Source organism: Dehalobacterium formicoaceticum (assembly GCF_002224645.1).
Taxonomy (GTDB): Bacteria; Bacillota; Dehalobacteriia; order Dehalobacteriales; family Dehalobacteriaceae; genus Dehalobacterium; species Dehalobacterium formicoaceticum.
Window position 1 is genome coordinate 2,131,236 of the sequence record NZ_CP022121.1, and the last position, 21,202, is coordinate 2,152,437.

Here is a 21,202-nt window from a genome sequence, read left to right on the forward strand (position 1 = left end):
TTTGGCTAATTGAAAAAATAATAATAATAATTATTTAGGGGTTGAAAAAAATGACAATTGAACAAAACAAAGGAGTTATACGTGATTTAATCGAAGAGAATAGTGTTGATGGTATTGATGAACTATGTGCTTTAAATTTCGTTGGGCATCTTCCGTACTTTCCCGTTCCAGTAGGTAAAGCTGAGTTTCTTGAATTTGCAAAAATGCTATTCACTGCGTTTCCTGATTTGAATCATGATATTGAGTTTCAGGTAGCGGAAAATGATATAGTTACCAGTTGCATAAATGTCAGTGGGACACATCTAGGAGAGTTTAAGGTGGGAGAGAATGAGGGGATACCAGCTACTGGTAATAAAGTTGAGTTTTATGATTTGCTTATCGCCCGGATGGAAAATGGTAAAGCAGTGGAGATATGGGCGCAATTAGATGCTTTAGGACTGCTGCGGCAGTTAGGTGCTCCCTTTTTGAAATAATAGTGCAAGTGCACAGTCTAAGACCCATAGAAGTGAAAAATGGCAGCTATCCCGGGATGAGGGTAGCTACCATTTAGCGTGAGAGACCATGGGGACGGGGGAGACCATGGGGACGGTTCGTGCGGTTTACGGCAAAATTCCTTGTATGATAAGATATTTAGAGATGATTGAACAATGCCAAGGACTGGAAGAATAAAAAACAAAAGTAGTATATATCACATCGTAATGAGGGGTATCAATAAGCAATCCATCTTTGAAGAGGAAGATGACTCATTAATTTTTCTGGAAACGCTAAAAAAATATCAAGAAAAAACGGCTATAAAATATATGGATATTGCTTAATGGGAAATCATATTCATCTGCTGATTAAGGAAGAAAAAGAAGCTCTGGAAATAATAATGCGTCGCATAGGAGCAAGTTACGTGTACTGGTATAATCTAAAATATAATCGGTACGGGCATTTATTTCAGGATAGATATAAAAGTGAAGTGGTGGAAGATGAGAGCTATTTTTTAATTGTATTAAGATATATACACCAAAACCCGGTAAAAGCAGGAATAGCAGCTGATGCTGCAAATTATAATTGGAGCAGTTATAATGAATATGTTGGTAAGAGGGCAATTGTAGATACCGATTTTGCATTGAGGATATTTAGTAGTGATAGGGAAAAGGCATTGGAAAGCTTTAAGAGATTTCATCAGATAAGCAGTGACGATCTTTGTTTGGATGTTACAAGGCAAAATGCAAGATTAACGGGTATAAGTAGGGGAATAGTTTTAAAAGCATAGAGCGACGAACCAGGAGAACCGTCCCCATGGTTACACACCCATGGTTACACCCATGGTTACACATGGTTACACCCGTGGTTACATGGTTACCATCTCCCCGTGGTTATCCTAGAGCGGCGAACCAGAAGAACCGTCCCCATGGTTACCCCACCCATGGTTACCCCGAGCGGCGAACCAGAAGAACCGTCCCCATGGTTACCGAAGAACCGTCCCCATGGTTACCGTCCGAGCGGCGAACCAGAAGAACCGTCCCCATGGTTACCGTCCCCATGGTTACCCCCATGGTTACCCATGGTTATTGATGCGTTTGTTCATAAGGTACCCATCCTTTAATAAACTTCATTATAATAATAACAGTATAACCTATAAGCAAGACTTTGCAAACACTTTCGGACATCGAAGTCTGAAAGTGTTTGCATTTTAAAGTTTCGGAACTGCAGTATAATTATTTTTTCAAATAAGGCAGGCAAAATTAATTTATTTTCATTGTAATGAATCAGGGGTTTCCGGTACTAATTAAGTAGAAGGATTAATACCGGAGGAGGAATCGGCTAGTTGGCTAGTTTGCACCAGAGTCGTGAGCATATCAATACATATTTAGACCCCGTCTGTCTTAGTAAGATATATAATTTTGCCTACCGTTTATCAGGGAATGAAAAGACTGCTGAGATATTAACGGAACAAGCATATTTTCATGATCGCAGCGCACAAAACGACCAAGTGATCCTGTTACAGCTGGTTTGGCAGGATTGGCTAAATTGGCAAAAAAATTTAAATTTTGATCAAGTTAAGGAAGTTAAGGAAGTTAAGAAAGTTAAGAAATTTAATGAAATAAACGATGCCCAGGAAGCTCTCCTTTGTTTGCCATCGGAGTGGCGTTCTGCGGTAATTCTTCGGGATCTCCTGACTTATTCATATGGGGAGATTGCTTTTGTATTGCATAAATCCGAAAAGGAGGTAGGACATCTGATTTCATCAGGGAGATTGAGGATGAGGGAAATTTTAGTAGAACATCAGATAGTTGTCGGTTAATTAATTATTCAGTTATTCAGCTATTCAGTTAATCTATTAATCCGCTAATCTGTTAATCGATTAATAGTTCAAAGTTTAATATTTTTACCGATTATTCAATTGTTCGATTAATCGGTTAAACTGACAGGATTTGGCTTTCCCAATGTAGAATTCAGATAAAATGGGAGGAAGGCCATGGAAAAGATTCGAGAACTTTATGAACTTCATAAAGAAACAATTTTTCGCTACTTTTATCGCATGACCGGTGATGAGGAAGAGGCGGGTGATTTGACTCAGGAGACTTTTTATCAGGCCTGCCTTTCTTTTTACCGTTTCAGAAATGATTCTTCCCTTAAAACTTGGCTTTTCTCCATTGCCCGCAATGTTTATCTCAAAAATCTTCGGGACCAAAAAAGCCACAAAACTATTTCCTGGGAGGAAAATATGGATTTAAATTGCTCGGAGCTTTCGGAAGCTGATAATCCTCAAGAACTTTTAATTTTTAAGGAGGAGCGAGGAATGATCAGAAAGGCCCTGGTTGAGCTTTCTGAAACTTTTCGCACGATCTTGATTTTGCGAGAATATGAGGGTTTCTCTTATGAGGAAATAGCCTGTGTTTTTGGTCAAACAGTCAATTGGGCAAGGGTAAACTTTTTTCGGGCAAAAGGGCAGTTAGGTGAACGATATCGGGAACTGGGGGGTGAGGATGGAAAATGAGCAAAGAATGCAATTTAGTCCGGGAACTATTTCCTTTGTATGCGGAACAATTAGTAAGTGCAGAGACGGCAGCATACATCGAAGATCATCTCGCCGGTTGTCCTGCCTGTACCCGGGAATGGGAAGGGTTAAACCGGCCGCTGCCGGATCCCCTGCCCCAAGAAAACCGTACATCTCATCAAGGATTTGAAAGAAAACTTTTCACGAAACTGAAAAAAACAATGGTTATAGCCGCATTATTGATCGTCATGGGGGGAACGGGCATTGCCGGTGCCTCCTACCTTGCGGGAAAGAATATAGGTATGGATGATCCGGTCTACCGCTTTGCCCAGGAGCTGGACCTGTTTACAGAAATAAATGCAACGAAAACAGTAGATGATATCCAAATCACGGTCAATAAGGGCTTATTTGACAGCACCCGTTCTGTGATCTTTCTCCAGTTTTCTGACTCCTCCCAATCCTTCCCTCAGGTGACCCTGGCAGACGACCAGGGAAATCAGTATGATGAAAAGAGCGGTAAGGGCTGGGAGAACAAATATTTTATGCTGGAATTTGAGCCCTTAAAACCTGAAGCTCAAGCGGTTAATTTGTCCCTGGCGTTGGGGGAGGCGGGGGAGGAAACTAAAGCAAGAACGGAATATACATTTCCCGTAGATGTGGTAAAAACGGCCCAGTATACCAGGATTATCTATCCTAATCAGGAAAAAACAGTGGCATCCCTTAGGATTTCCCTGGAAAAAGTGATTTTGGGCGTGAGTGAATCAGAAGTCAGATTAAAGCTTGACTGGCCGACGGATTATTCTGTAGCCGGGATCGGCGTGGGCAGGGGGGAGGCTTATTTTCCCACCTCCATCGTTAAAGCACCCGATACTCCGCCCCCACCCGGGGAGGCTCTGCCTCCCCCCGGAGGGCTGATGTCCGGTTATGCCTCGGCATCCGGGATAAACTATTCGTCTGATGGTCCGCCGGAAAACCGCCCGGCCCTTTATGACCTGACCAAACGCAGTGAGGTAGAGGTAGAAAACGGTGAGTACAGGACTACACAGTTTCCCTGTCAAGTGGAGGCAACTTTAAAATTTGCCCCGGTTTCCCAGGAAACGGAGGAGTTGGAGGTTCTTTTGCCCCCCATCTATCTCTATCAGAAAGTCGCGGAGGACAATGAGCTGCTGCTGGACTTCCGGGAAAATGGGGGTAGCAGTATAAATGATAAGGATAATAAAGATAATATGGGTAATATAGATAATAAAGATAATGAGGATAATATGGGTGATAATGGTAAAAAGGAAATTAATCTGTCAAAAAGCATGGCCTATCCGGAAGGGGAGATTATTTTAGAAAAAGCCTGGCGGGAAAATGACACGGTATCCATCAGCTACCGATTATCATCAGCTTCTGCCCCTGGGGCGGTTTTGCCTCATTTTGAACTTAAAAGCAACCAGGGGATGAAGCTGGGCGAAGCCCGTTTTGATCGGGAAAACCCTAACTTGCTCATATTTTCCCTATATGAGCCGGGTTCAGAGGAAATGATTCTTAGCCTGGATAGTATAGGTAACCTGCTGCCCAGAGAAAAATTCACCCTGGATTTCGGAGATAGTAAGGAGTAATTGGCAAAAAAATTTCTGTGGTTTTTTGTGGCTTTTAGGGAACAAAAAATCCTTTTCCTCGTCTGTAAATCAAAAGCCATTAAAAAAAGCTTTCATCAAAATGAGAAAAGCGGGAAAGATGAGAAAGGTGGGGGAAAACAGATGAAAAAATCATTATTGTTGTTACTTGTCTTATTATTAAGTGTTTCCCTGTTTGGCTGCATGAACAATGGTACAGGGGATAAATCAAACCAGGACGGAGCATCTCAGGGAGAGACGGAGAACAATCAGAAAAATGATGAAACTGCGGTTAAAAAATTAGTTGAAGATTTTGGCCGACAATTGCAGGCAGTTTCTCTGCAAGCGCCCCAGGATATTTTAGAAAAGAGTATGCAGGAGCAGTACGGTGCTTTTGTTTCCCCGAACCTTCTGAAAATATGGCTTGCTGATCCTTTGAATGCCCCGGGCAGGCTGACGTCCAGCCCTTGGCCGGAAAGAATCGAAATAAAAAGTATCGAAAAATTATCGGAAACCCAATATAAGGTGCAAGGTGAAGTCATTGAAATGACAAGTGCGGAAAAGGAACATGGCGGGTCCTTCGGTAAGTATGATATTACCCTGGTGGTGGAAAAAATTTATGACCGCTGGCTGATCAACGACGCTACCATGGGGCCGGAGAAAGTCAGCAGTGCTGTTCAGTATCAAAATACCGAATTTGGGTTTAGTTTTTCCTTGCCTGATAGCTGGAAGGGCTATTCTATCGTCACTGACAAATGGCAAGGCGTAGCCATTGTTGGAGAAAAAGAGGGTGAAGTAATCGAAACAGGCCCCATCATTTCCATCAGGCATCCGGACTGGACGAAGGAAAATCCCCGGCAGGATATCCCCATCATGATATTTACAGCGGCGCAATGGCAGTCATTGCAAAAGGAAGAATATAATGTTGGGGCGGCTCCCATGGGCCCCTCAGAACTTGGTAAGAATACCTCGTATATTTTTGCCCTCCCCGCCCGATATAACTATGCCTTCCTCACAGGATTTGAAGAAGTGGAAAAAATCCTGGAAGGCAAGCCTCTGCAAACAAATTAAGTATGAACATAGGATTTTGCTTTCCCTGGCTTTCCCTATGTTCCTGATTTATCTGATTTATCTGATTTATACCCCGTGGTGTTTTAAGGACTCCCTTAGAAACCCACGGGGTTTAATATTTTCTTTTCTTATTTGTCATCTATTTTAACAATTTTTCCTTCCCAGGTACGGACGACAAAATATCCTTTTCCCCTAGAGATGAGATATTGGGGCAAGATGGGTACTTTACCCAGGCCATTGGGGGCGTTCACTATATACTGGGGAATAGCTAATCCGGAAGTGTACCCCCGCAAATGCTCCATAACTTCAATTCCTTCATCGATGGAGCATTTAAAATGAGCCGTGCCTTTCACTGATTTGGGGTGAAAGATGTAATAAGGCTTCACCCGTACTCTAAGCAGCTCTTGATTTAAGCGTTTGACGATATTCTTATCATTATTGATTCCCTGTAAAAGCACCATTTGATTTCCGACCGGAATCCCTGCATCCGCCAGTCTTTCCACCCCTTCTTTTGACTCTTCGCTGATCTCAAGGGGATGATTAAAGTGGGTATTAATATAAACAGGGTGATATTTTTTTAACATTTCACACAGATCCTTGGTAATTCTCATGGGCAAAGTGACGGGAACTCTTGTCCCAATCCGAATGATCTCCACATGGGGGATGGCCCTGATCTTTCCTAAAATTGATTCCAATTGGGGGGTGCCTAAAATAAGAGGATCTCCCCCTGTAATCAAAACATCGCGAATTTCTTTGTTGTTTTTGATATAATCAATGGATTCTGCGATGACCTCTTGGGACGCCATGCCGTAGTGACAGCCAATGTTTCTCCTTCTTTGACAAAATCGGCAGTATGAGCTGCATTCGCTGGTGACGTTGATGATCAACCGGTCCGGGTACCTTCTGGTAATGACCCCGGCCGGATTGGTTTGTTCCTCCTGCATGGGATCTAAGATCCCTGTCGCATCAGCTAATTCTTTTCCCTGAGGAAGGCTGATCAGCCTGATGGGGCAATGGGTGTCGAATTCGTCCATTAAAGAGCAGTAATAGGGCGACACCGCCCAGCGATAAACCTGTTCCACTTCCTGAATTTCCAATTTTTCTTCCTTGCTGAGATTGATAATTTTACTTAAGGTATCCAGGTGATCAACCCGATGGCTTAACTGCCATTGCCAATTATGCCAGTCATTTTCGTCGGCGTTAAGGAGCTTTTTGATTTTTTCTTTGCGCTCATTGATTTTTTCCTGGATCTCGAGACCAACGGTAATCTGGTTTTTGGCCTCCAGGTAGTCCGTAATTTGATCTTTTAATTCAGCAGCCCGGGCGATTGATACCCGATTATTTTCATGTTGATCTTGTTTATCTTTTTGAACCTTTTGAACCTTTTGTTTATTTTCCAATGAAAGATCACTCCCAGTCAATATTTACGGCAGTTTCCCTTAAATCCCGCCAATTATTTAGTATAATTAATTACATTCAAAAAGGTGACCCGGGACGGGGCATTGCCTTTTATGCTTTTCTCTATTCTTTGTCTTCAGTGTGAGGCAGTTCACTGTCACTCAATTTTCCAGTCGTTTCTTTCTCATTATGATGCTTTGCGGGCGGAATGAATCCGGTTAAATATTTGCTGTACTCAAAAGGAAGGATAAAGGCTCTATTGATTTCATATTTGATCCCGGCAATCATGATGGTGTCTTTAGCCGGCTTGGAATTTACTTCGATAAACCACAGTTGTCCATTACGATCAATGGCCACATCAATGCCCAATTCTCCCAGGCTGCCGTATTCCTCTTCCAATGTACCGGCCGCCGTATAGACTAATTTAGTAATTTTCGCTTTGATTTCTTCTGTTTTTTTCTGGGGGTATTGCAAAACATTTTTAAAGGCATAATCAAAAGCATATACCCTGGAGCCGCTTTTGGTACTGGTAACCGGGCAGTCTGCATAGGCAATTCTCACAGGCATACTGGTGATCTGCCACTCGCCTTTGCGATCTTTTTGCATTAATACTCTAATATCCACTTTGCTATTTTTATAGGTCAAAACATCCAGTCCCTGCTGAATGATGAAGCTTTTATAGTTCATAAAGTTATCTGCAATCTGAACGATTTGTTCCGCAGACTGGGCATATTCATTAATGATTTTTTCCTTGAAATAACTGAGTTCATATAATTCGGGTGACTGCTTACGGACCCGGATAATCTGCCTTCCATTGCTGCCGGTGCGCATTTTAAGATAAACCTCCGGGTATTTATTTACCATGTGCTCAATTCCCTCAGCGGTGTGATCGAAGAGCAGGGTTTCCGGAAGATAGCATTTCAATTCCGGATATTTTGATAGTTGGTCATGAACCTTCCATTTATCAAATTAATGCTGAGCATTAATTTTCAATAAATGAGGATAACGATGCCATTGTTTTCTAAGACTTAAGGCTTGGGCTCTGCTATTTTTCTTAAAACCCCCGCCCCGGTCATAAAGCACATTGGGTATTGGTAATTTCTTTATTTCCCAAGTGTTGGTAGCAAAATTTAAAAACACCCCGTGCACCATTTTTTCTGTCCAAATCACGTCATCGACAGAAAAAAAGTATAATGCCACTCTTGCCCGGTTAGCAGCCCTGGCCATCTCCATGAGCTTTTTAGTTGGGTTTCCTTTTTTGAGACGGCCTACGGCATGCTCATTCATAAATACACCTACGAGAGGACCTAATTTCACTGCTCCATTTTCGAAACGGGCTCCAATTTTCATGTTTTCACACAAACCAAAGGATTCAAAAATATCCTTAGAAAGAACAATCAAACCTGTTTTTTGTTCCGGTTGGATTTTCACCTTGATGTTCTTTAAACCAAAAGTCAGTTTTATTTCTTCACGATCCTTGTTTTCGGGCAAAAAATGTTCAGGCAGGCAAATGGTGTTTTTCAACTCCTGATCCTCATGCATGACTAATCCTACTGTTTTCACCCGATAGAAATGCTTCTGCCTATCCTCGATAAGCAAATCAGCATCTGCCTCATCAAAATTTTTATTTTCCAAATTGCTCCTGGCTTCCTCTTCATTATGCATCTTAATAGATCTCCCTTCTAATTCGTTCAGCTCGTCCAGCGAAAGCTTGTATCTTTTTATGCTATATTCATACTGTATTGTATTAGTGGTTTTACTCAAATGTGAGAGACTTGTCTAAAATAATTAGCATCGATAATTTTGTGGCATCCAATATGGGATAAAAAAATAGCCCAACAATCAATGATTTTTTGACTGTTGAGCCTTTTTATGTTTTATTTTAAAAAGATAATAAATTCCGATCCCATCCCCGGCCGGCTTTTGACTTTTATTTTTCCCTGGTGGCCCAGAATAATAATTTTGGCGATGGCCAGGCCTAGGCCGTGCCCGCCTTTTTCTTTGGTACGGGATGCTTCCGACCGATAAAACCTGTCAAAAATATGTTCCAGTTCTTCCCCGGTCATCCCGATGCCGGAATCCTTAATGCTGATGGTCCAGAAATCTTCTGTCCGGCCCAGGGTGACAGCGATCTCCCCCCCCGGCGGCGTATACTTCAGGGCATTATCAATGAAGATGCGGATTGCCTGTTTGATGCGATTTTTGTCGGCACAGATCCTTGCCTCCCCCTGGCCCTGGATATCAAAAGAGATCTTATGGGTGTCGTCAATAATTTGAGTTTCTTTGGCGATTTCCTGCAGGACTTCTGTCAGATTGAATTCTTCCTTTTGCAGCACGAAGTTTTCTTTGTCGTGCCGGGCCAGAAATAAGAGTTTGTCAATCAACTCCTTCATATTTTCCCCTTCATTTTTGATGGCGTCGATGGATTCCTGGAGCACTTCCCGGTCATCCTTGCCCCAGCGGTCCAGCATGTCGGCATAACCCTGAATCACGGCAATGGGCGTTCTTAATTCATGGGAAGCATCGGAGACAAACTGTTTTTGCCGGTTATAATTATTCTCAATGCGGTTCATCATCTCGTTAAAGGTCATGGCCAGCTCCTTTAATTCGTCCTTGGAACCGCTGACGTTAAGGCGGAGATTTAAATTTCGTTCTGAAATATCCCGGACGGTTTGGGTCATTTCTTTAATCGGCTGAAAAAACCCCCGGCCGATCATGGCGATGGAGATCAGGGATAAGAGGAAAACCAGGGTGCCCACCACCAGCATAATTTTGGCAAGACGAATCATCCCCGTAAGCACCGGCCCTAAGTCAGTGTAGCTGACCAGGGTGTAAGGGAGGGGGATGCTGCTGGGATTCTGGTTAGCAAAAAAAGGAAAAAATCTAAGGAGCGGGGAGGAACGGAGCCGATTGATACTGTCCCTGTTCACGGCCAGATAGGTATGTTTGTCCCTTCCTACCACACCGATGAGCCGGGGAAAACCGTCATTGGCGAGTGTCGGATCCGTGGCCAGAATCAAGGTCCGGGACCGGGACTGATCATAAACCATCAGAGGTAAATCCTCTTTCGCTGCAAATTCTTTGATACGGCTGAGGCTAGACTGTACTTCCCCCTCTTCTGCTGCCAGTCCTCCCCGTTGATGATCACTTTGATGATCAACAGGAGCTTTCATCTCTGTCTCCAGGAAATTTTCCAGAGCAGTATAGTCCCCCTGCACAGCGAGAAAAATATTGGAGGCGCCAAAGATAAAAAATATGCCCAGGCCGGCCAGCACCATGGCTTTGATGAAAATTTTCAGAAAATTGACCGATAATTTAAAGCGGATGGAAAACTCCAGCTTTTCCCGGATGGTACGGTTAAAAAACCTGATCCCTGACACAGGCAGGGCAAGGATTTTCCTCAGCCGCTTGCTCATCTGCCCCTGACCGTTATTTTTCATAGTCTTTTAACAGATATCCCACGCCGCGCACCGTGTGGATAAAAGGAAGATCATATTTTTGATCGATTTTGTTGCGCAAATAGCTGATATAAACGTCGGTAATATTAGTATCTCCCACGTAGTCATAGCCCCAGACATGTTCCAGGATTTTTTCCCGGGAGAGGACCATGCCCTTATTTTCCATTAAATATTTCAGTAGCTCAAATTCCGTTTTGGAAAGAGCCACTTCTTCCCCTTGATAGGTTACCCGGTACTCATCCTTATAGAGGGTGAGGCCGCCTGCTTGGATGGTCTGAGCCTGGTGTAACGTTTTTTCTTTTCGTTTCAAGGCAACTCTGATGCGGGCTAATAATTCCTCAATGGCAAAAGGCTTGGTCATATAGTCGTCGGCGCCGCTGTCCAGACCCATGACCTTATCGGTAACATCATCTTTGGCGGTGAGCATAATAATGGGCACATCCGATTCCCGCCGGATACGCCGGCAGATTTCAATGCCGCTTAAACCGGGCAGCATCAGATCCAGGATGATTAAATCAGCTTTTCCGGAAGCTGCCTTTTCATAGCCGATTCTTCCTTCGTGGGCGACATCCACCTCATAGCCTTCATGGGACAGCTCCAGTTCCAGAAATCGTGCAATTTTAACTTCATCCTCGATGATGAGAATTTTCATTTCCATCTCCTTTGGCCTCCTTAAAAAACCTTTACCACGGATGCTAAATTACTGATCAAATTCCAATACTCTCACTCAGAAATTCTGGCGCGCCTAAGCCTACGGCCTGGTGTAAGCCAAGTTTTCTTTACCTATTAATCAAATTCCAAGACTCCCACTTCTATAAGTGGGAACTCCTATTTTCACTTCAGGTGGGGTAGATTCCCAATCTGAAGCCCCGAGGTTCAGCTTTAGCTGAACGAGTTCACTTAATTATAAACTGAAATGAACCTGTGCTCAACACAGGTTCATTTCAATTATTTTAAATCATTTCAAATCATTTCAAATCACTCAGATCATTATTCGATGGTGATCTCATTCTCTCCCTGATCTTTCTTTGCGCCCGGTGTTTGATTCGTGTTAGCAGCCGGTTTTTCATCCCATTTTGCGGCGGATTTGACCTTGCTGCTTAAATCATCCATGATGGTGTTAATTTCAACTGTCCGTCCGGCATCCTTTTTTATCCTGATTTTGTAACCCAGGACATAGAGGACACCAACCAAAATCGCGTAGAACCAGAAGATAGGCATGGTGATGAGCAGGATCAGCAGGAGGATATTCACGGGAATATTTAAGTAGGTTTCTTCCCCTTTTTCCACAGAAAAACGAGTGACATTTCCTTTATGGAACATCCTTTTGACCCGGTTGCCAAAGGTGGAGCTGTTTCCATTGTAACCGGAAAAGTTCCCGTACTGGGCTTGCTTTTTCTCAAATTCTACAATGGCTTCAATCAGGTCTCCGTTATGTTTCTCCAGCAGTTCCTTCGCTTCCTGATAGCTGCAGTTGGTTCTTTTGCGCATTTCATCAATCAGTTTCATATCAATGGTCATTTTTTTCAACTCCTTTCTTCCTTTGATCTTATTATAACCCAATATTATTAAAGCAGGTTGAATGAAAGATTAGAATTTGATGAGAATCCACAGATGCTGCTGCGGCTGAATTTCTTTTTCCTGATATTTCTCAGTTTGTCTTAGTCTGGCCATTTTGTCCCCAAAGCCCACGTTGCAGCTCCTCCCTGGACCCGGTATAATGAAATCAACCCGCGGGAACATATGTTCAAAGTAAAGGAGGTATTTTCATGGCAGTAGTGGTAACCCCGGTCACCAGTAAAATGAAGCTCCGTTTTCAAACGGGACTGGATGGGGAAGGCAATCCTGTGTACAAAAACAAAACCATCAGCAATGTGAAGGTGGATGCCCTGGATCAGGACGTTTTGGACACAGCCAATGCTTTAAGCACTCTTTTAGCCGATGCGCTGGCAGCTGTCTTTCGCATTGACGACAGCGACCTGGCTGAAGGTGTGTAAAAGTCGTAAAAGTTACGTAAAGAGAAGGTTTGATTACTGTTTGATTTATGTTTGAAAGTTTTCTGATCACCTTGAGCGTAATTTTAAAGCAATAATATAGGAAAGGAGTTGACATCTAAGAATGGCTGAAACAAAAAAGACATTGCGCATGTCCTTCGGTACTGAAACCGGTACCACCGTGTCCTTTAGTTTCGATAACCCCAAAGAGGGTTTGACCCAGGGGGAGATTGCGGCTGCGATGGATGATATCATCGCCAAAAACATCTTTCTCAGTACCGGCGGTGACCTGGTAGAAAAGAAAGACGCCAAAATCATCGATACGGTAACGACGGATATGTATGATCCAGCCTAAAAAAGCTGGGTGAGCAAAAGGTAACGTTTCGTCGGCTGTCTGAGAAGTTGTTTGAGGGACGCATAGAAAAAGAGGGGGAGGGGAGGCTGGATCACCAGTCCCCTCTTTTTAATCCGATAACTAACTGCCACTAATACCCCCGCTTTATAAAGCGGTGGGATAAGTGGCACTAAGTTCCTGGATAACGATTTCTAAGCATCAGATGGATTAAAAATCCACCTGATGCCAAGAACTCTGTTAATCCGATAACTAACTGCCACTAATACCAAGAACTATGTTAATCACCTTATCCGGGATTAATTTAGCTGAACGAGTTCACTATTTTTTTCTCATGGAGAAACAGAAGGGGATAGACAAGCATATAAATATTAGTATAGAGGAATATGTAGCAAAATATGTTTTTTATAATATTTTCCCGTGACAGTTCTCTTCTGACCGGATATCCCGACCGCAGTCAGGTGATTTTTAAAAAGGAGTAAAAGAATTATGAGAGATGCGACCACAATCAGCAGCGTAAAAAATGTCACCACCAGGATCAACTTGAAGGTGCGTGGGGAGCCAAAGGATCAAAGTACCCTTTTGGGTATAGCTCCTGCCGGAACCAGACTGATCGTTTTGGGAGAGCGCAAAAAGTGGTTTAAGGTCTTATTTGGAAATGCCATCGGCTGGGTTTTTAAAGAATATGTGGAGCTGACCCAAAAGGATGAGAATCATAAAAATATTGACAAGACTGATAAGATTGACAAAATTGACAAGATCAGCAGGATTTATAAGGTTTTTATTGATCCCGGCCATGGGGGAAAAGACCCGGGGGCCGTGGGACAGAAAGGCACCAGGGAAAAGGATTTGACCCTGACCCTGAGTAAATATTTAAAAGAGGAATTAGAGAAGCTGGGGAGTTTTGCCGTGAAATTAAGCCGGGATCAGGATCAGTATGTTGATCTTAAAGCCCGGGGCAGGGCAGCCCTCCATTGGGGAGCAGACATCTTTATCTCAGAGCATTTTAATGCCGCCGGAAACCGGGAAGCCAAAGGAGTGGAGGTCTTCTACAGCATTGATTTACCGGAAACGAAGGGCAAGGCCACGGAGCTTTCAAGGGTGATTGCCCAAGTGTCAAGAACTAACAACCGGGGAGCGAAGGTGGATAAAAGCTCCCGGTACCCCGGGGAGGACCGGATTACGGTACTGGATATCACCCAGGACGGAGGGATCCCTCTTGTTTTCCTGGTGGAAAACGGTTTTATCAGCAACCCCCTGGAGGAAGACAGCTTAAGACAAGATCATGTTTTAAGAGAAATTGCCCAAGTGCAGGCGAAAACAATCTACAGTTGGCGGGAAACACGCCCTGCCGCGATCTGATACTATCATCAGATGGTTTAAAGAAAAAAGGAGGGAGAAAAAATGGAAGAACTGATTACAATCATCAGCAATGTAGGATTTCCCATTGCCATTTCAGCATATCTGCTGATCCGTATTGAAAAAAAACTGGATACCCTAAGTGAGAGCATTGCCGAACTGGCCAAAGTCATCGAATTTCTGAAAAAATAGCAAGTAATTTCTCCTTTGGAAGAATTCCCTTGACAGGGGATCATATATTCGGTAAAATTTAGTTACCGAACAGGTGTTCAGGGGAAGCAAAGCAAGCAGGAAGGAAGGCCAAGTATCAAGAATATGGAAAAAACGGACATCAAAAAATTTCTGGCTAATAATTATATAAATTCTGACACCTAAAAGAAAACTACCGCCGTCGGTAGTTTTTTTTCTATAATTTTAGAAAACATAAATTTTATTTTAAGGTTGAAAGTATAAGTGCAAATAAGGCTTACCTCAAGCCAAGTTTTCTTTATCCTTATTTGTCCCCCTTGTTCTCTTTTGCCGGGGATGTCCCGATATGCCCATCTGGAAAATCACCCCTGCCTGAATTATAATAAACAAACGAACAAATGTTCAGATGGAATTTAAAGAGGAGGAAAAGTAACATGGCTCGTTCCCGTAACATTAAACCAGGATTTTTTTTGAATGACAAGTTGGCAGAGATCGCACCTTTGGGGCGTATTCTTTTTGCCGGCCTTTGGACCATTGCCGATCGGGAAGGCCGTCTGGAAGACCGACCCAAAAGAATCAAAGCGGAGCTTTTACCCTATGATGATTGTGATGTGGATGGATTGCTGGAGGATCTGCACCAACAAGGCTTGATCCAAAGATATCAGGTAGAGGGGAATGCTTATGTCTGGGTGATTAATTTCAAGAAGCATCAAAATCCACACAAAAACGAAATAGAGAGCACCATTCCTGCTCCGACGGAAAAATCGAGAAATTTCGTGACAAGTCCGGAAAAGGCGGAAACCACTCCGGCTGATTCCTTTAAATTGATTCCTGATTCCCCTATCCTGATGCCGGATTCCTTTAACCTTATTTCTGATTCCCTTAACCCGAACTCCGGTGCTCCTCGGGAAAAGGAGGCAGCGGCGTCACTTGCGGCAGCGGCGGCAGAAATGGAAATGATGGAAATGAGGGAAAGAACTGAAATTGCAGTTACCGCCAGGACAGAAGGGGCGGCAGCTACAGAATTGGCTGCTACAGAAGAGGCAAAAGAAAAAGGTGTGCCGGAAAAGGAAAGGGAAGATAGGGGAGTTACAGAAGTTATTGGGATCGCAGATGGTGGAGAGGTCTTAGTTTCGACCGCAGCGGCGGCTGTGATGGTGGCAAGAGAATTCGGACGCCCTTTAAGTCCCCTGGAGCTGGACCAAATCCGGTCATGGGAAGAAAGCTACGGATTGGAAATCCTCGCAGAAGCTCTGAAGATTGCCGTTTTGAAAGGAGTTTACCGCCTGAACTACATGAACGCCATTCTGGGAGAATGGAAAAAGGCCAATCTGCGCACCCTTTTTGAGGTAAAGGAATATGAAGGGCGTCGTAAACAAAGGGGGAAAAGCCGCACCCCTCCTTTTGTTAGCAAGGTAAACCAGGCAACCTATGAAAAATATGCTGGGATTTATGAGCTGTGAGAGTGAGATTGAGAGAGATATTGAGAAAGATATTGAGAAAGATATTGAGATTGAGATTGAGAGAGAGAAGAGTACCCAGTGCACAAGATTAACTGATTAGCTAAACACAGCAAATTATAAAAATGCAAAACGCAGATTTGCCCTAATTTAAAAAAGGGCTTCCTTCCAGATCACTTCCTTTGCTATAATGTAGGTGTCAGGTAACTTTATTTATTGGGTTTATCCTAAATAGTGAAGCAATGTCGTCAATTTAGGTAACCAAATTTAGGTAACCATAAAATACCATAGTAAATAGCTCGTTACTGGTCAGAGGCAATCGCCGAAGACTGGGCAATCTAATAGCTGTCAGGTACGAATTATCCCTGATCAATGAGATTAATCATAAGGATGGTGCAAAAATGAAAATTCGCAAAGCAGTCATTCCTGCTGCCGGCTTGGGGACCAGGTTTCTGCCGGCTACCAAAGCCCAGCCCAAGGAAATGCTTCCCATAATCGACAAACCCACGATTCAGTTTATCGTGGAAGAAGCCGTTGCTTCCGGGATTGAAGATATTTTAATTGTTACCGGCCGAGGGAAAAGGGCCATTGAAGACCATTTCGACAAATCCTATGAACTGGAAGCAGAACTGGAGAAACATAAAAAATATGAACTGCTGAGCATGATGCAGGAGATCTCCGGCATGGCCAATATCCAGTATGTACGCCAAAAGGAAGCCTTAGGCCTGGGCCATGCGATCCTCTGTGCCCGGCGTTTTGTCGAGCATGAACCCTTTGCCGTCCTCCTGGGGGATGATGTTATTCGGGCGGAAAAACCTTGCCTGCAGCAGATGATGGAAGCTTTTGAGGAACATGAGGTTAGTGTCTTAGGGGTACAGCCTGTTCCGGATACAGATGTTCATAAATACGGAATTGTCAAAGGGAATATGGTGCAAAACCGTTTATATGACGTGGAGGATCTGGTAGAAAAACCTGCCCGGGAGCATGCCCCTTCCAACTTGGCGATACTGGGACGTTACATTATTCATCACGACATCTTTAAGATCCTGGAGGAGCAGCAGCCCGGGGCCGGGGGAGAGATTCAATTAACAGACAGCCTGCGTACCTTAAGCAAAAACCGTAAATTATACGCATATATTTTCGAAGGAAAACGCTACGATGTGGGGGATCGCATGGGATTTTTGGAAGCAACCGTGGATTTTGCCTTAGAGCGGGAGGATTTGAGAGAGGATTTTCAGAGGTATTTGCTGAGTAAGGTAAAGAATTTGGCGTAGGTTGTTAAAATTGATTTAAGGGGGGTTAGTCAATGACCGATAGAGAATTATTGGAGCTGATTGTGGCAAAGTTAGGAATCCTTACTGATCAGGTGGGAAACAATACTGAGCAGATAGGAGGTCTTACCTCAAGAATGGATGAATTAGAGTCGGATGTTAAAAATATCAATCAAACGGTTACCCGCGTAGAGCATGATCACGGCTCAAAATTAGCCGCTTTATTAGATATTTACAAACAAAACTCGGAAAAGCTGGATCGGATTGAGGCTGAAGTGAGCAAACATGATAAATTTATCATGGAACGAATAAAGTAGGAGATCTAATCGCATGGAAAAATTAAAAATGTACACAACCCAAGATAGCCGTGTACTAAAGGAAATTGAAGAAACAGGTGTATATCGGGCAACGCTTGGGAGCATCAGGCGAAAGTACGACACTATTTCGGACCTCTACTTAAAAGTCTACAAGTGGCTTTCCCATGCCGCAGACAGCATTGTTTCCAGGCCGGAGGGTGTGGAATTTCCCATTTGGACAGCTTTTAACCAGGAAGGGTCATTTGGCTTGATGGAAGGACAGGTGCGCCTTGAGCTGGAAGTGGAAAGAGAGCATGTCATTATCTTTGACAGCGGCAAGTGGGACTATATTCTCAATTTATGGTATATACCTCTAGACAGCAAGGACAATGAAGCGTATGAGCAAAAGCTGGAAGTCATGGGGATCAAGAACAAAAGCAGTATTTACATGACAAATTTTTATCCGATCCTCAAGCGGGAAGTGGAACAAAGCTGGCAGAGATTGTTTGATCCCGAGATTATAATATCAGGCTCCAATCAGGCCGTGATTTGGGAAATTCGGTCAGAATGGATCAAAAACACCATTTTTCCAACCAAATAATTTTTTGACAAAGTCTCCGTATGGGGGAGACTTTGTACTGTTATTTGGGGCTGATTATATTTGTGATCCATTCTTTTTTTATTTCCCACAGTGCGCACATCTCATCTTCCGAAAGTCTGATGGTTTCGTCAAACAATCTTTCCCAGCTGGCGATGATTTCTCTCTTAAGCAGCGGGTAGAAATTGCTCAGGTATGCCTGGGAGGTGTGTTGCAGGCCCTGGGTGCTGATCTTGTTTTTGAAATCCTTATCGTCATCTGGATTTAGAGGAATGTAAGAAAGGTTAAGAATCCTTAACCATTTCCCCTGATTAAAAAATACAGCTTGATCCACCGGAATATCCAGCTCGATAATATAGTCACCCGGGCCGTAATTAGAAATAAATTTGGCATCGCAGTACGCCCATACTGGGTATTCTGCCCCCGGGGGCGGGGTGACACGATTAACCGCCCGGCGGATAAACCAGTCATAAGGATCAAGAAAAAGTCTGGATAGTTCTTTGTATTTCTTCAGAATAAATTCCCGTTTGACATGATATACCCCATATTTTTCGATAGTATCAATTACTATTTTGGCCTGTGCCGTCCAAACCTTTATTTTGGTTTCCATGATTGATCCTCCATCCCGAATCCTACCGGATTCATACAAAATTTCTGTTCTATGATATGACTTCATTATCATTATAATAATTATCTGACCAGCCATCCATAATCATGTCTGCAATCCACGATATAATCGACATACACCGCCTGATCCCTAATCTGATAAAGAATCAAATACCATTTCTCAACGAACATCTTGTGATACTTGTTCAGCGGTATAAGTTCTGCGTTGAGAAAAGGGAATCGCTCCGGCATGGTGGAAAGGGAGCGAATGGCATCCATTAACTCATTCTTTGTCCTGCGGGCGGCAGAAGGGCTTTTTTGCGCTAGGAAACGAACGTGGCCCGCCAGCATCTGACGGGCACGGTCGGAAACAATGACCTTATATTGGGGCTTCTTTTCCATGTTCCACCTCATCTATAATGCTTTCCAAATAGCTGTCCAGTTCATCCGGTGTTACTCCGGTGCGGCCAGCCATTCGATCTTCCTCAACGGCCAACAATTCTTCCCGCAGCTTGAGCATTTTTTCTCGACGGGTAAATGAATCTATATCCATGACCACAAGATCGCCCTCACCGTTTTTGGTAAGATACAGAGGCTCTCCGGAGGATTTGCATAAAGCCGCAATTTCATTATAGTTTTGCCTGATGCTTGCGGACGGTTTAATATGCATGGTATCAGCTCCTTGTAGTAACATTCTAATCATATTATATTCCTTTCATGCTATGAATTCAATCAACAATTTGGTTACAGCCTTTCAATCTCCCGGGTATGCTGCAATCCCAAGAAAAGTTTTAAGAAAAAATAATACTATATTGTAATCCCTTTTTTGGAGGTTTAACTAATAATTGAACAAAAAAAAGCACCCGTCAGCATATAAGGCTGAAGGGGTGCTTTTTGTGTTTATTTTATTTATGTTCGATCTGAAACACCGTCCATGCAGGAATCTTCTGAGTGAGATGTGTTCCGAATGATAAATATATTACATCAGATAAAAGTAAAACGGTGTACTGCAAAATATATAGGAAAATGTAAAATCTTATGATATTATAATTTTATTATCTTGGTAAAATATAGATTAATAGGGTTTATCGTTAAGTTAATAAGGAAATTTACAAGAACCCCATTATGTGTCTATCATGGCAAGTATAATGAAATTGAGCTGATAGATAGGTTGGTGAAAAATTTGACAATCAATAGTGATTATAGTGATTATAATGGGAATAAAGGTTTTAGATTGCTGAGCATTTATGAGAGACTAAATAAAGGTGAAGCTATCGCAAAAGCGCAGCACCTTTTAAGATTATTTATTACTTATATAAAAATGAGCTGCACCAGCAGCATATATACGATGGTTCCTCCCGCAATAGAAATAAGCATCTGCTTTTTCCAGAAGTGAAGCACTACAATGACCACGATAGCAATCAGCTCCGGGACTCCGTGGCTTCCGGTCAGGATGTTGACATCCTTTAGACAGTATATTACTAGCATTCCCAGCACAGCGGAGGGGAGCACTTTCCCTAAATATTGCACATATTTGGGTGTTGGTTTGTTCTCGGGAAACAAGATAAAAGGAAGAAATCGGGTTAGCATTGTCCCAAACACCACAACCCCAATTGTTATAATCTGTTGACCAATACTCATCGTCATTTCACTGCACCTGCTTTCATCAAAACCCCTTTTAACAGAGATAGAACCAATAAAATCAGCACCATTGCCGGAATGATAAAATTGCCGCTACCAAAGAGAATCAGGCATATCGCGGACATGCCCAATCCGATCAAGGAGCTGTAATGGCTGGTCTCTTTCATCCACTGATCCAAAAAGATTACAACAAATAAAGCTGTCATAACAAACTCAAGGCCCCTTGTATTAAATCTAATCAAGCCTCCAAACAAACCGCCCAGGGTAGCGCCCAGTACCCAATAGAAGTGATTCAGTAACGTGACAAAAAACATAAACCAGCTTTTATCCACATCTTCCGGAATATTCGCCGAGTAATTGATAGAGAAGGATTCGTCACACATACCGAAAATCAAATAGAATCGTTTGAGGCCCGGAACTCGGTATTTCTCCAGCATTGAGATACCGTAGAACAAATGCCGGGCATTGATCATCAAGGTTAGCATTAAGGCTTTCAAAGGATCGAAAGCACCCAACAGCAACCCTACCACCACAAATTCCACCGAGCCTCCAAAAATCGTCAGGCTCATCAGCATGGGATATAAAAAGTTAAACCCCGAAGCGTTCATATAAATACCATAGGCGATGCCTAAAAATACAAAGCCTGCAAAAATCGGAATTGTGCATGGAAAAGCCGTTTTGAAAGCCTTTTGCACAATTTGTCTTTTGGTTTCCAAATGCCGCGTCCCCTTACCTCTGCGTTAGTCAAAGCAATCAAAAATTCACTAAATTACGTAAATCATAAACAACCTGGCGTTTTATTTCTAACCATTCTTGTCAAAGAAAAGTGTTAGAGTAACTGCGATAACCTTCGACGTTGATGAACACTAACATCGCAGGTGCCATGCACCTGTACTCTAATTGAAATTCGGCCCATGCT

Annotated in this window: 25 protein-coding genes and 1 pseudogene; 15 read left to right on the top strand and 11 right to left on the bottom strand. The window is 43.0% G+C overall.

Annotated features, from left to right (window positions below):
* The first annotated feature begins 50 nt into the window (after positions 1–50).
* The 7 genes from CEQ75_RS10315 to CEQ75_RS10340 all read left to right on the top strand — a co-directional run bounded on the left by CEQ75_RS10315 (position 51) and on the right by CEQ75_RS10340 (position 5,661).
* On the top strand, positions 51–473 hold the full coding sequence (locus CEQ75_RS10315) for an ester cyclase (protein ID WP_089610395.1): 423 nt from the start codon (positions 51–53) through the stop codon (positions 471–473).
* Positions 474–814: 341 nt separating this feature from the next.
* Entirely contained in the window at positions 815–1,261 is a 447-nt protein-coding gene (locus CEQ75_RS10320) for a transposase (RefSeq protein ID WP_242965101.1), read from the top strand.
* A gap of 26 nt (positions 1,262–1,287) precedes the next feature.
* A complete protein-coding gene (locus CEQ75_RS18370) occupies positions 1,288–1,563 on the top strand; it encodes a hypothetical protein (RefSeq protein ID WP_157677414.1) in 276 nt (91 codons plus the stop codon).
* 253 nt (positions 1,564–1,816) lie between these two features.
* The gene (locus tag CEQ75_RS10325) at positions 1,817–2,293 is read left to right on the top strand and encodes a sigma factor-like helix-turn-helix DNA-binding protein (RefSeq protein ID WP_089610397.1); all 477 of its coding nucleotides are present in this window, start codon (positions 1,817–1,819) and stop codon (positions 2,291–2,293) included.
* Positions 2,294–2,467: 174 nt separating this feature from the next.
* Positions 2,468–2,989 carry an RNA polymerase sigma factor gene (locus tag CEQ75_RS10330; RefSeq protein WP_089610399.1) on the top strand — a complete coding sequence of 174 codons (522 nt, stop codon included), beginning with the start codon at positions 2,468–2,470 and terminating at the stop codon, positions 2,987–2,989.
* A complete protein-coding gene (locus CEQ75_RS10335) occupies positions 2,986–4,593 on the top strand; it encodes a zf-HC2 domain-containing protein (RefSeq protein WP_089610401.1) in 1,608 nt (535 codons plus the stop codon). Before CEQ75_RS10330 ends, CEQ75_RS10335 begins: the two co-directional genes overlap by 4 nt.
* 141 nt (positions 4,594–4,734) lie before the next feature.
* Complete coding sequence (locus CEQ75_RS10340; RefSeq protein WP_089612593.1) at positions 4,735–5,661, top strand: hypothetical protein; 927 nt, start codon at positions 4,735–4,737, stop codon at positions 5,659–5,661.
* 128 nt (positions 5,662–5,789) lie between these two features.
* Here CEQ75_RS10340 and CEQ75_RS10345 read toward each other — a convergent pair whose 3' ends face one another.
* From CEQ75_RS10345 to CEQ75_RS10370, 6 genes and pseudogenes are all read right to left on the bottom strand, one after another.
* Positions 5,790–6,989, bottom strand: a complete 1,200-nt coding sequence (locus CEQ75_RS10345) for a KamA family radical SAM protein (RefSeq protein WP_242965470.1) — start codon at positions 6,987–6,989, stop codon at positions 5,790–5,792.
* Positions 6,990–7,182: 193 nt separating this feature from the next.
* A pseudogene (locus CEQ75_RS10350) lies at positions 7,183–8,016 on the bottom strand (YheC/YheD family protein); the annotation flags it as partial.
* Between the two features lie 12 nt (positions 8,017–8,028).
* Positions 8,029–8,724, bottom strand: coding sequence for a hypothetical protein (locus CEQ75_RS10355; protein ID WP_089610406.1), 696 nt, complete (start codon positions 8,722–8,724; stop codon positions 8,029–8,031).
* A gap of 212 nt (positions 8,725–8,936) precedes the next feature.
* The gene (locus CEQ75_RS10360; protein WP_242965103.1) at positions 8,937–10,499 is read right to left on the bottom strand and encodes a sensor histidine kinase; all 1,563 of its coding nucleotides are present in this window, start codon (positions 10,497–10,499) and stop codon (positions 8,937–8,939) included.
* On the bottom strand, positions 10,489–11,175 hold the full coding sequence (locus CEQ75_RS10365) for a response regulator transcription factor (RefSeq protein ID WP_089610408.1): 687 nt from the start codon (positions 11,173–11,175) through the stop codon (positions 10,489–10,491). The genes CEQ75_RS10360 and CEQ75_RS10365 overlap by 11 nt, the downstream gene beginning before the upstream one ends.
* Before the next feature lie 332 nt (positions 11,176–11,507).
* Complete coding sequence (locus CEQ75_RS10370; protein WP_089610410.1) at positions 11,508–12,038, bottom strand: DUF4342 domain-containing protein; 531 nt, start codon at positions 12,036–12,038, stop codon at positions 11,508–11,510.
* Positions 12,039–12,286: 248 nt separating this feature from the next.
* Between CEQ75_RS10370 and CEQ75_RS10375 the strand changes: the two genes are divergently transcribed.
* The 8 genes from CEQ75_RS10375 to CEQ75_RS10410 all read left to right on the top strand — a co-directional run bounded on the left by CEQ75_RS10375 (position 12,287) and on the right by CEQ75_RS10410 (position 18,039).
* On the top strand, positions 12,287–12,514 hold the full coding sequence (locus CEQ75_RS10375) for a DUF1659 domain-containing protein (RefSeq protein ID WP_089610412.1): 228 nt from the start codon (positions 12,287–12,289) through the stop codon (positions 12,512–12,514).
* A 121-nt stretch (positions 12,515–12,635) separates the two neighbouring features.
* Positions 12,636–12,866, top strand: coding sequence for a DUF2922 domain-containing protein (locus tag CEQ75_RS10380; protein ID WP_089610414.1), 231 nt, complete (start codon positions 12,636–12,638; stop codon positions 12,864–12,866).
* 486 nt (positions 12,867–13,352) lie between these two features.
* Positions 13,353–14,225: an N-acetylmuramoyl-L-alanine amidase gene (locus CEQ75_RS10385; protein ID WP_089610416.1), complete on the top strand. Its 873-nt coding sequence runs from the start codon at positions 13,353–13,355 to the stop codon at positions 14,223–14,225.
* Positions 14,226–14,267: 42 nt separating this feature from the next.
* On the top strand, positions 14,268–14,414 hold the full coding sequence (locus CEQ75_RS10390; RefSeq protein ID WP_089610418.1) for a YvrJ family protein: 147 nt from the start codon (positions 14,268–14,270) through the stop codon (positions 14,412–14,414).
* Between the two features lie 431 nt (positions 14,415–14,845).
* Positions 14,846–15,874, top strand: a complete 1,029-nt coding sequence (locus tag CEQ75_RS10395) for a DnaD domain-containing protein (protein WP_089610420.1) — start codon at positions 14,846–14,848, stop codon at positions 15,872–15,874.
* Positions 15,875–16,272: 398 nt separating this feature from the next.
* On the top strand, positions 16,273–17,145 hold the full coding sequence (gene galU, locus CEQ75_RS10400) for a UTP--glucose-1-phosphate uridylyltransferase GalU (RefSeq protein ID WP_089610422.1): 873 nt from the start codon (positions 16,273–16,275) through the stop codon (positions 17,143–17,145).
* Positions 17,146–17,177: 32 nt separating this feature from the next.
* A complete protein-coding gene (locus CEQ75_RS10405) occupies positions 17,178–17,459 on the top strand; it encodes a hypothetical protein (protein ID WP_089610425.1) in 282 nt (93 codons plus the stop codon).
* A gap of 13 nt (positions 17,460–17,472) precedes the next feature.
* Positions 17,473–18,039: a DUF3841 domain-containing protein gene (locus CEQ75_RS10410; protein ID WP_089610427.1), complete on the top strand. Its 567-nt coding sequence runs from the start codon at positions 17,473–17,475 to the stop codon at positions 18,037–18,039.
* A 40-nt stretch (positions 18,040–18,079) separates the two neighbouring features.
* On the opposite strand, the gene CEQ75_RS10415 is transcribed toward CEQ75_RS10410, so the two are convergent.
* The 5 genes from CEQ75_RS10415 to CEQ75_RS10435 all read right to left on the bottom strand — a co-directional run bounded on the left by CEQ75_RS10415 (position 18,080) and on the right by CEQ75_RS10435 (position 20,999).
* Positions 18,080–18,646: a DUF3841 domain-containing protein gene (locus CEQ75_RS10415; protein ID WP_157677415.1), complete on the bottom strand. Its 567-nt coding sequence runs from the start codon at positions 18,644–18,646 to the stop codon at positions 18,080–18,082.
* 80 nt (positions 18,647–18,726) lie between these two features.
* Positions 18,727–19,044, bottom strand: coding sequence for a type II toxin-antitoxin system RelE/ParE family toxin (locus tag CEQ75_RS10420; protein WP_089610432.1), 318 nt, complete (start codon positions 19,042–19,044; stop codon positions 18,727–18,729).
* Positions 19,022–19,312, bottom strand: a complete 291-nt coding sequence (locus tag CEQ75_RS10425) for a type II toxin-antitoxin system Phd/YefM family antitoxin (protein ID WP_089610434.1) — start codon at positions 19,310–19,312, stop codon at positions 19,022–19,024. The genes CEQ75_RS10420 and CEQ75_RS10425 overlap by 23 nt, the downstream gene beginning before the upstream one ends.
* A gap of 641 nt (positions 19,313–19,953) precedes the next feature.
* Positions 19,954–20,289, bottom strand: a complete 336-nt coding sequence (locus CEQ75_RS10430; protein WP_089610436.1) for an AzlD domain-containing protein — start codon at positions 20,287–20,289, stop codon at positions 19,954–19,956.
* On the bottom strand, positions 20,286–20,999 hold the full coding sequence (locus CEQ75_RS10435) for an AzlC family ABC transporter permease (RefSeq protein WP_089610438.1): 714 nt from the start codon (positions 20,997–20,999) through the stop codon (positions 20,286–20,288). Before CEQ75_RS10435 ends, CEQ75_RS10430 begins: the two co-directional genes overlap by 4 nt.
* Between the last annotated feature and the right edge of the window lie 203 nt (positions 21,000–21,202).

Excerpts from the sequence above, each read along its gene's own strand:
- CEQ75_RS10315 (WP_089610395.1), top strand. The coding sequence starts at position 51 with ATGACAATTGAACAAAACAAAGGAGTTATACGTGATTTAATCGAAGAG.
- CEQ75_RS10320 (WP_242965101.1), top strand. The coding sequence starts at position 815 with ATGGGAAATCATATTCATCTGCTGATTAAGGAAGAAAAAGAAGCTCTG.
- CEQ75_RS18370 (WP_157677414.1), top strand. The coding sequence starts at position 1,288 with ATGGTTACACACCCATGGTTACACCCATGGTTACACATGGTTACACCC.
- CEQ75_RS10330 (WP_089610399.1), top strand. The coding sequence starts at position 2,468 with ATGGAAAAGATTCGAGAACTTTATGAACTTCATAAAGAAACAATTTTT.
- CEQ75_RS10335 (WP_089610401.1), top strand. The coding sequence starts at position 2,986 with ATGAGCAAAGAATGCAATTTAGTCCGGGAACTATTTCCTTTGTATGCG.
- CEQ75_RS10340 (WP_089612593.1), top strand. The coding sequence starts at position 4,735 with ATGAAAAAATCATTATTGTTGTTACTTGTCTTATTATTAAGTGTTTCC.
- CEQ75_RS10355 (WP_089610406.1), bottom strand. The coding sequence starts at position 8,724 with ATGCATAATGAAGAGGAAGCCAGGAGCAATTTGGAAAATAAAAATTTT.
- CEQ75_RS10360 (WP_242965103.1), bottom strand. The coding sequence starts at position 10,499 with ATGAAAAATAACGGTCAGGGGCAGATGAGCAAGCGGCTGAGGAAAATC.
- CEQ75_RS10365 (WP_089610408.1), bottom strand. The coding sequence starts at position 11,175 with ATGGAAATGAAAATTCTCATCATCGAGGATGAAGTTAAAATTGCACGA.
- CEQ75_RS10370 (WP_089610410.1), bottom strand. The coding sequence starts at position 12,038 with ATGACCATTGATATGAAACTGATTGATGAAATGCGCAAAAGAACCAAC.
- CEQ75_RS10375 (WP_089610412.1), top strand. The coding sequence starts at position 12,287 with ATGGCAGTAGTGGTAACCCCGGTCACCAGTAAAATGAAGCTCCGTTTT.
- CEQ75_RS10380 (WP_089610414.1), top strand. The coding sequence starts at position 12,636 with ATGGCTGAAACAAAAAAGACATTGCGCATGTCCTTCGGTACTGAAACC.
- CEQ75_RS10385 (WP_089610416.1), top strand. The coding sequence starts at position 13,353 with ATGAGAGATGCGACCACAATCAGCAGCGTAAAAAATGTCACCACCAGG.
- CEQ75_RS10390 (WP_089610418.1), top strand. The coding sequence starts at position 14,268 with ATGGAAGAACTGATTACAATCATCAGCAATGTAGGATTTCCCATTGCC.
- CEQ75_RS10395 (WP_089610420.1), top strand. The coding sequence starts at position 14,846 with ATGGCTCGTTCCCGTAACATTAAACCAGGATTTTTTTTGAATGACAAG.
- galU (WP_089610422.1), top strand. The coding sequence starts at position 16,273 with ATGAAAATTCGCAAAGCAGTCATTCCTGCTGCCGGCTTGGGGACCAGG.
- CEQ75_RS10405 (WP_089610425.1), top strand. The coding sequence starts at position 17,178 with ATGACCGATAGAGAATTATTGGAGCTGATTGTGGCAAAGTTAGGAATC.
- CEQ75_RS10410 (WP_089610427.1), top strand. The coding sequence starts at position 17,473 with ATGGAAAAATTAAAAATGTACACAACCCAAGATAGCCGTGTACTAAAG.
- CEQ75_RS10415 (WP_157677415.1), bottom strand. The coding sequence starts at position 18,646 with ATGGAAACCAAAATAAAGGTTTGGACGGCACAGGCCAAAATAGTAATT.
- CEQ75_RS10420 (WP_089610432.1), bottom strand. The coding sequence starts at position 19,044 with ATGGAAAAGAAGCCCCAATATAAGGTCATTGTTTCCGACCGTGCCCGT.
- CEQ75_RS10425 (WP_089610434.1), bottom strand. The coding sequence starts at position 19,312 with ATGCATATTAAACCGTCCGCAAGCATCAGGCAAAACTATAATGAAATT.
- CEQ75_RS10430 (WP_089610436.1), bottom strand. The coding sequence starts at position 20,289 with ATGACGATGAGTATTGGTCAACAGATTATAACAATTGGGGTTGTGGTG.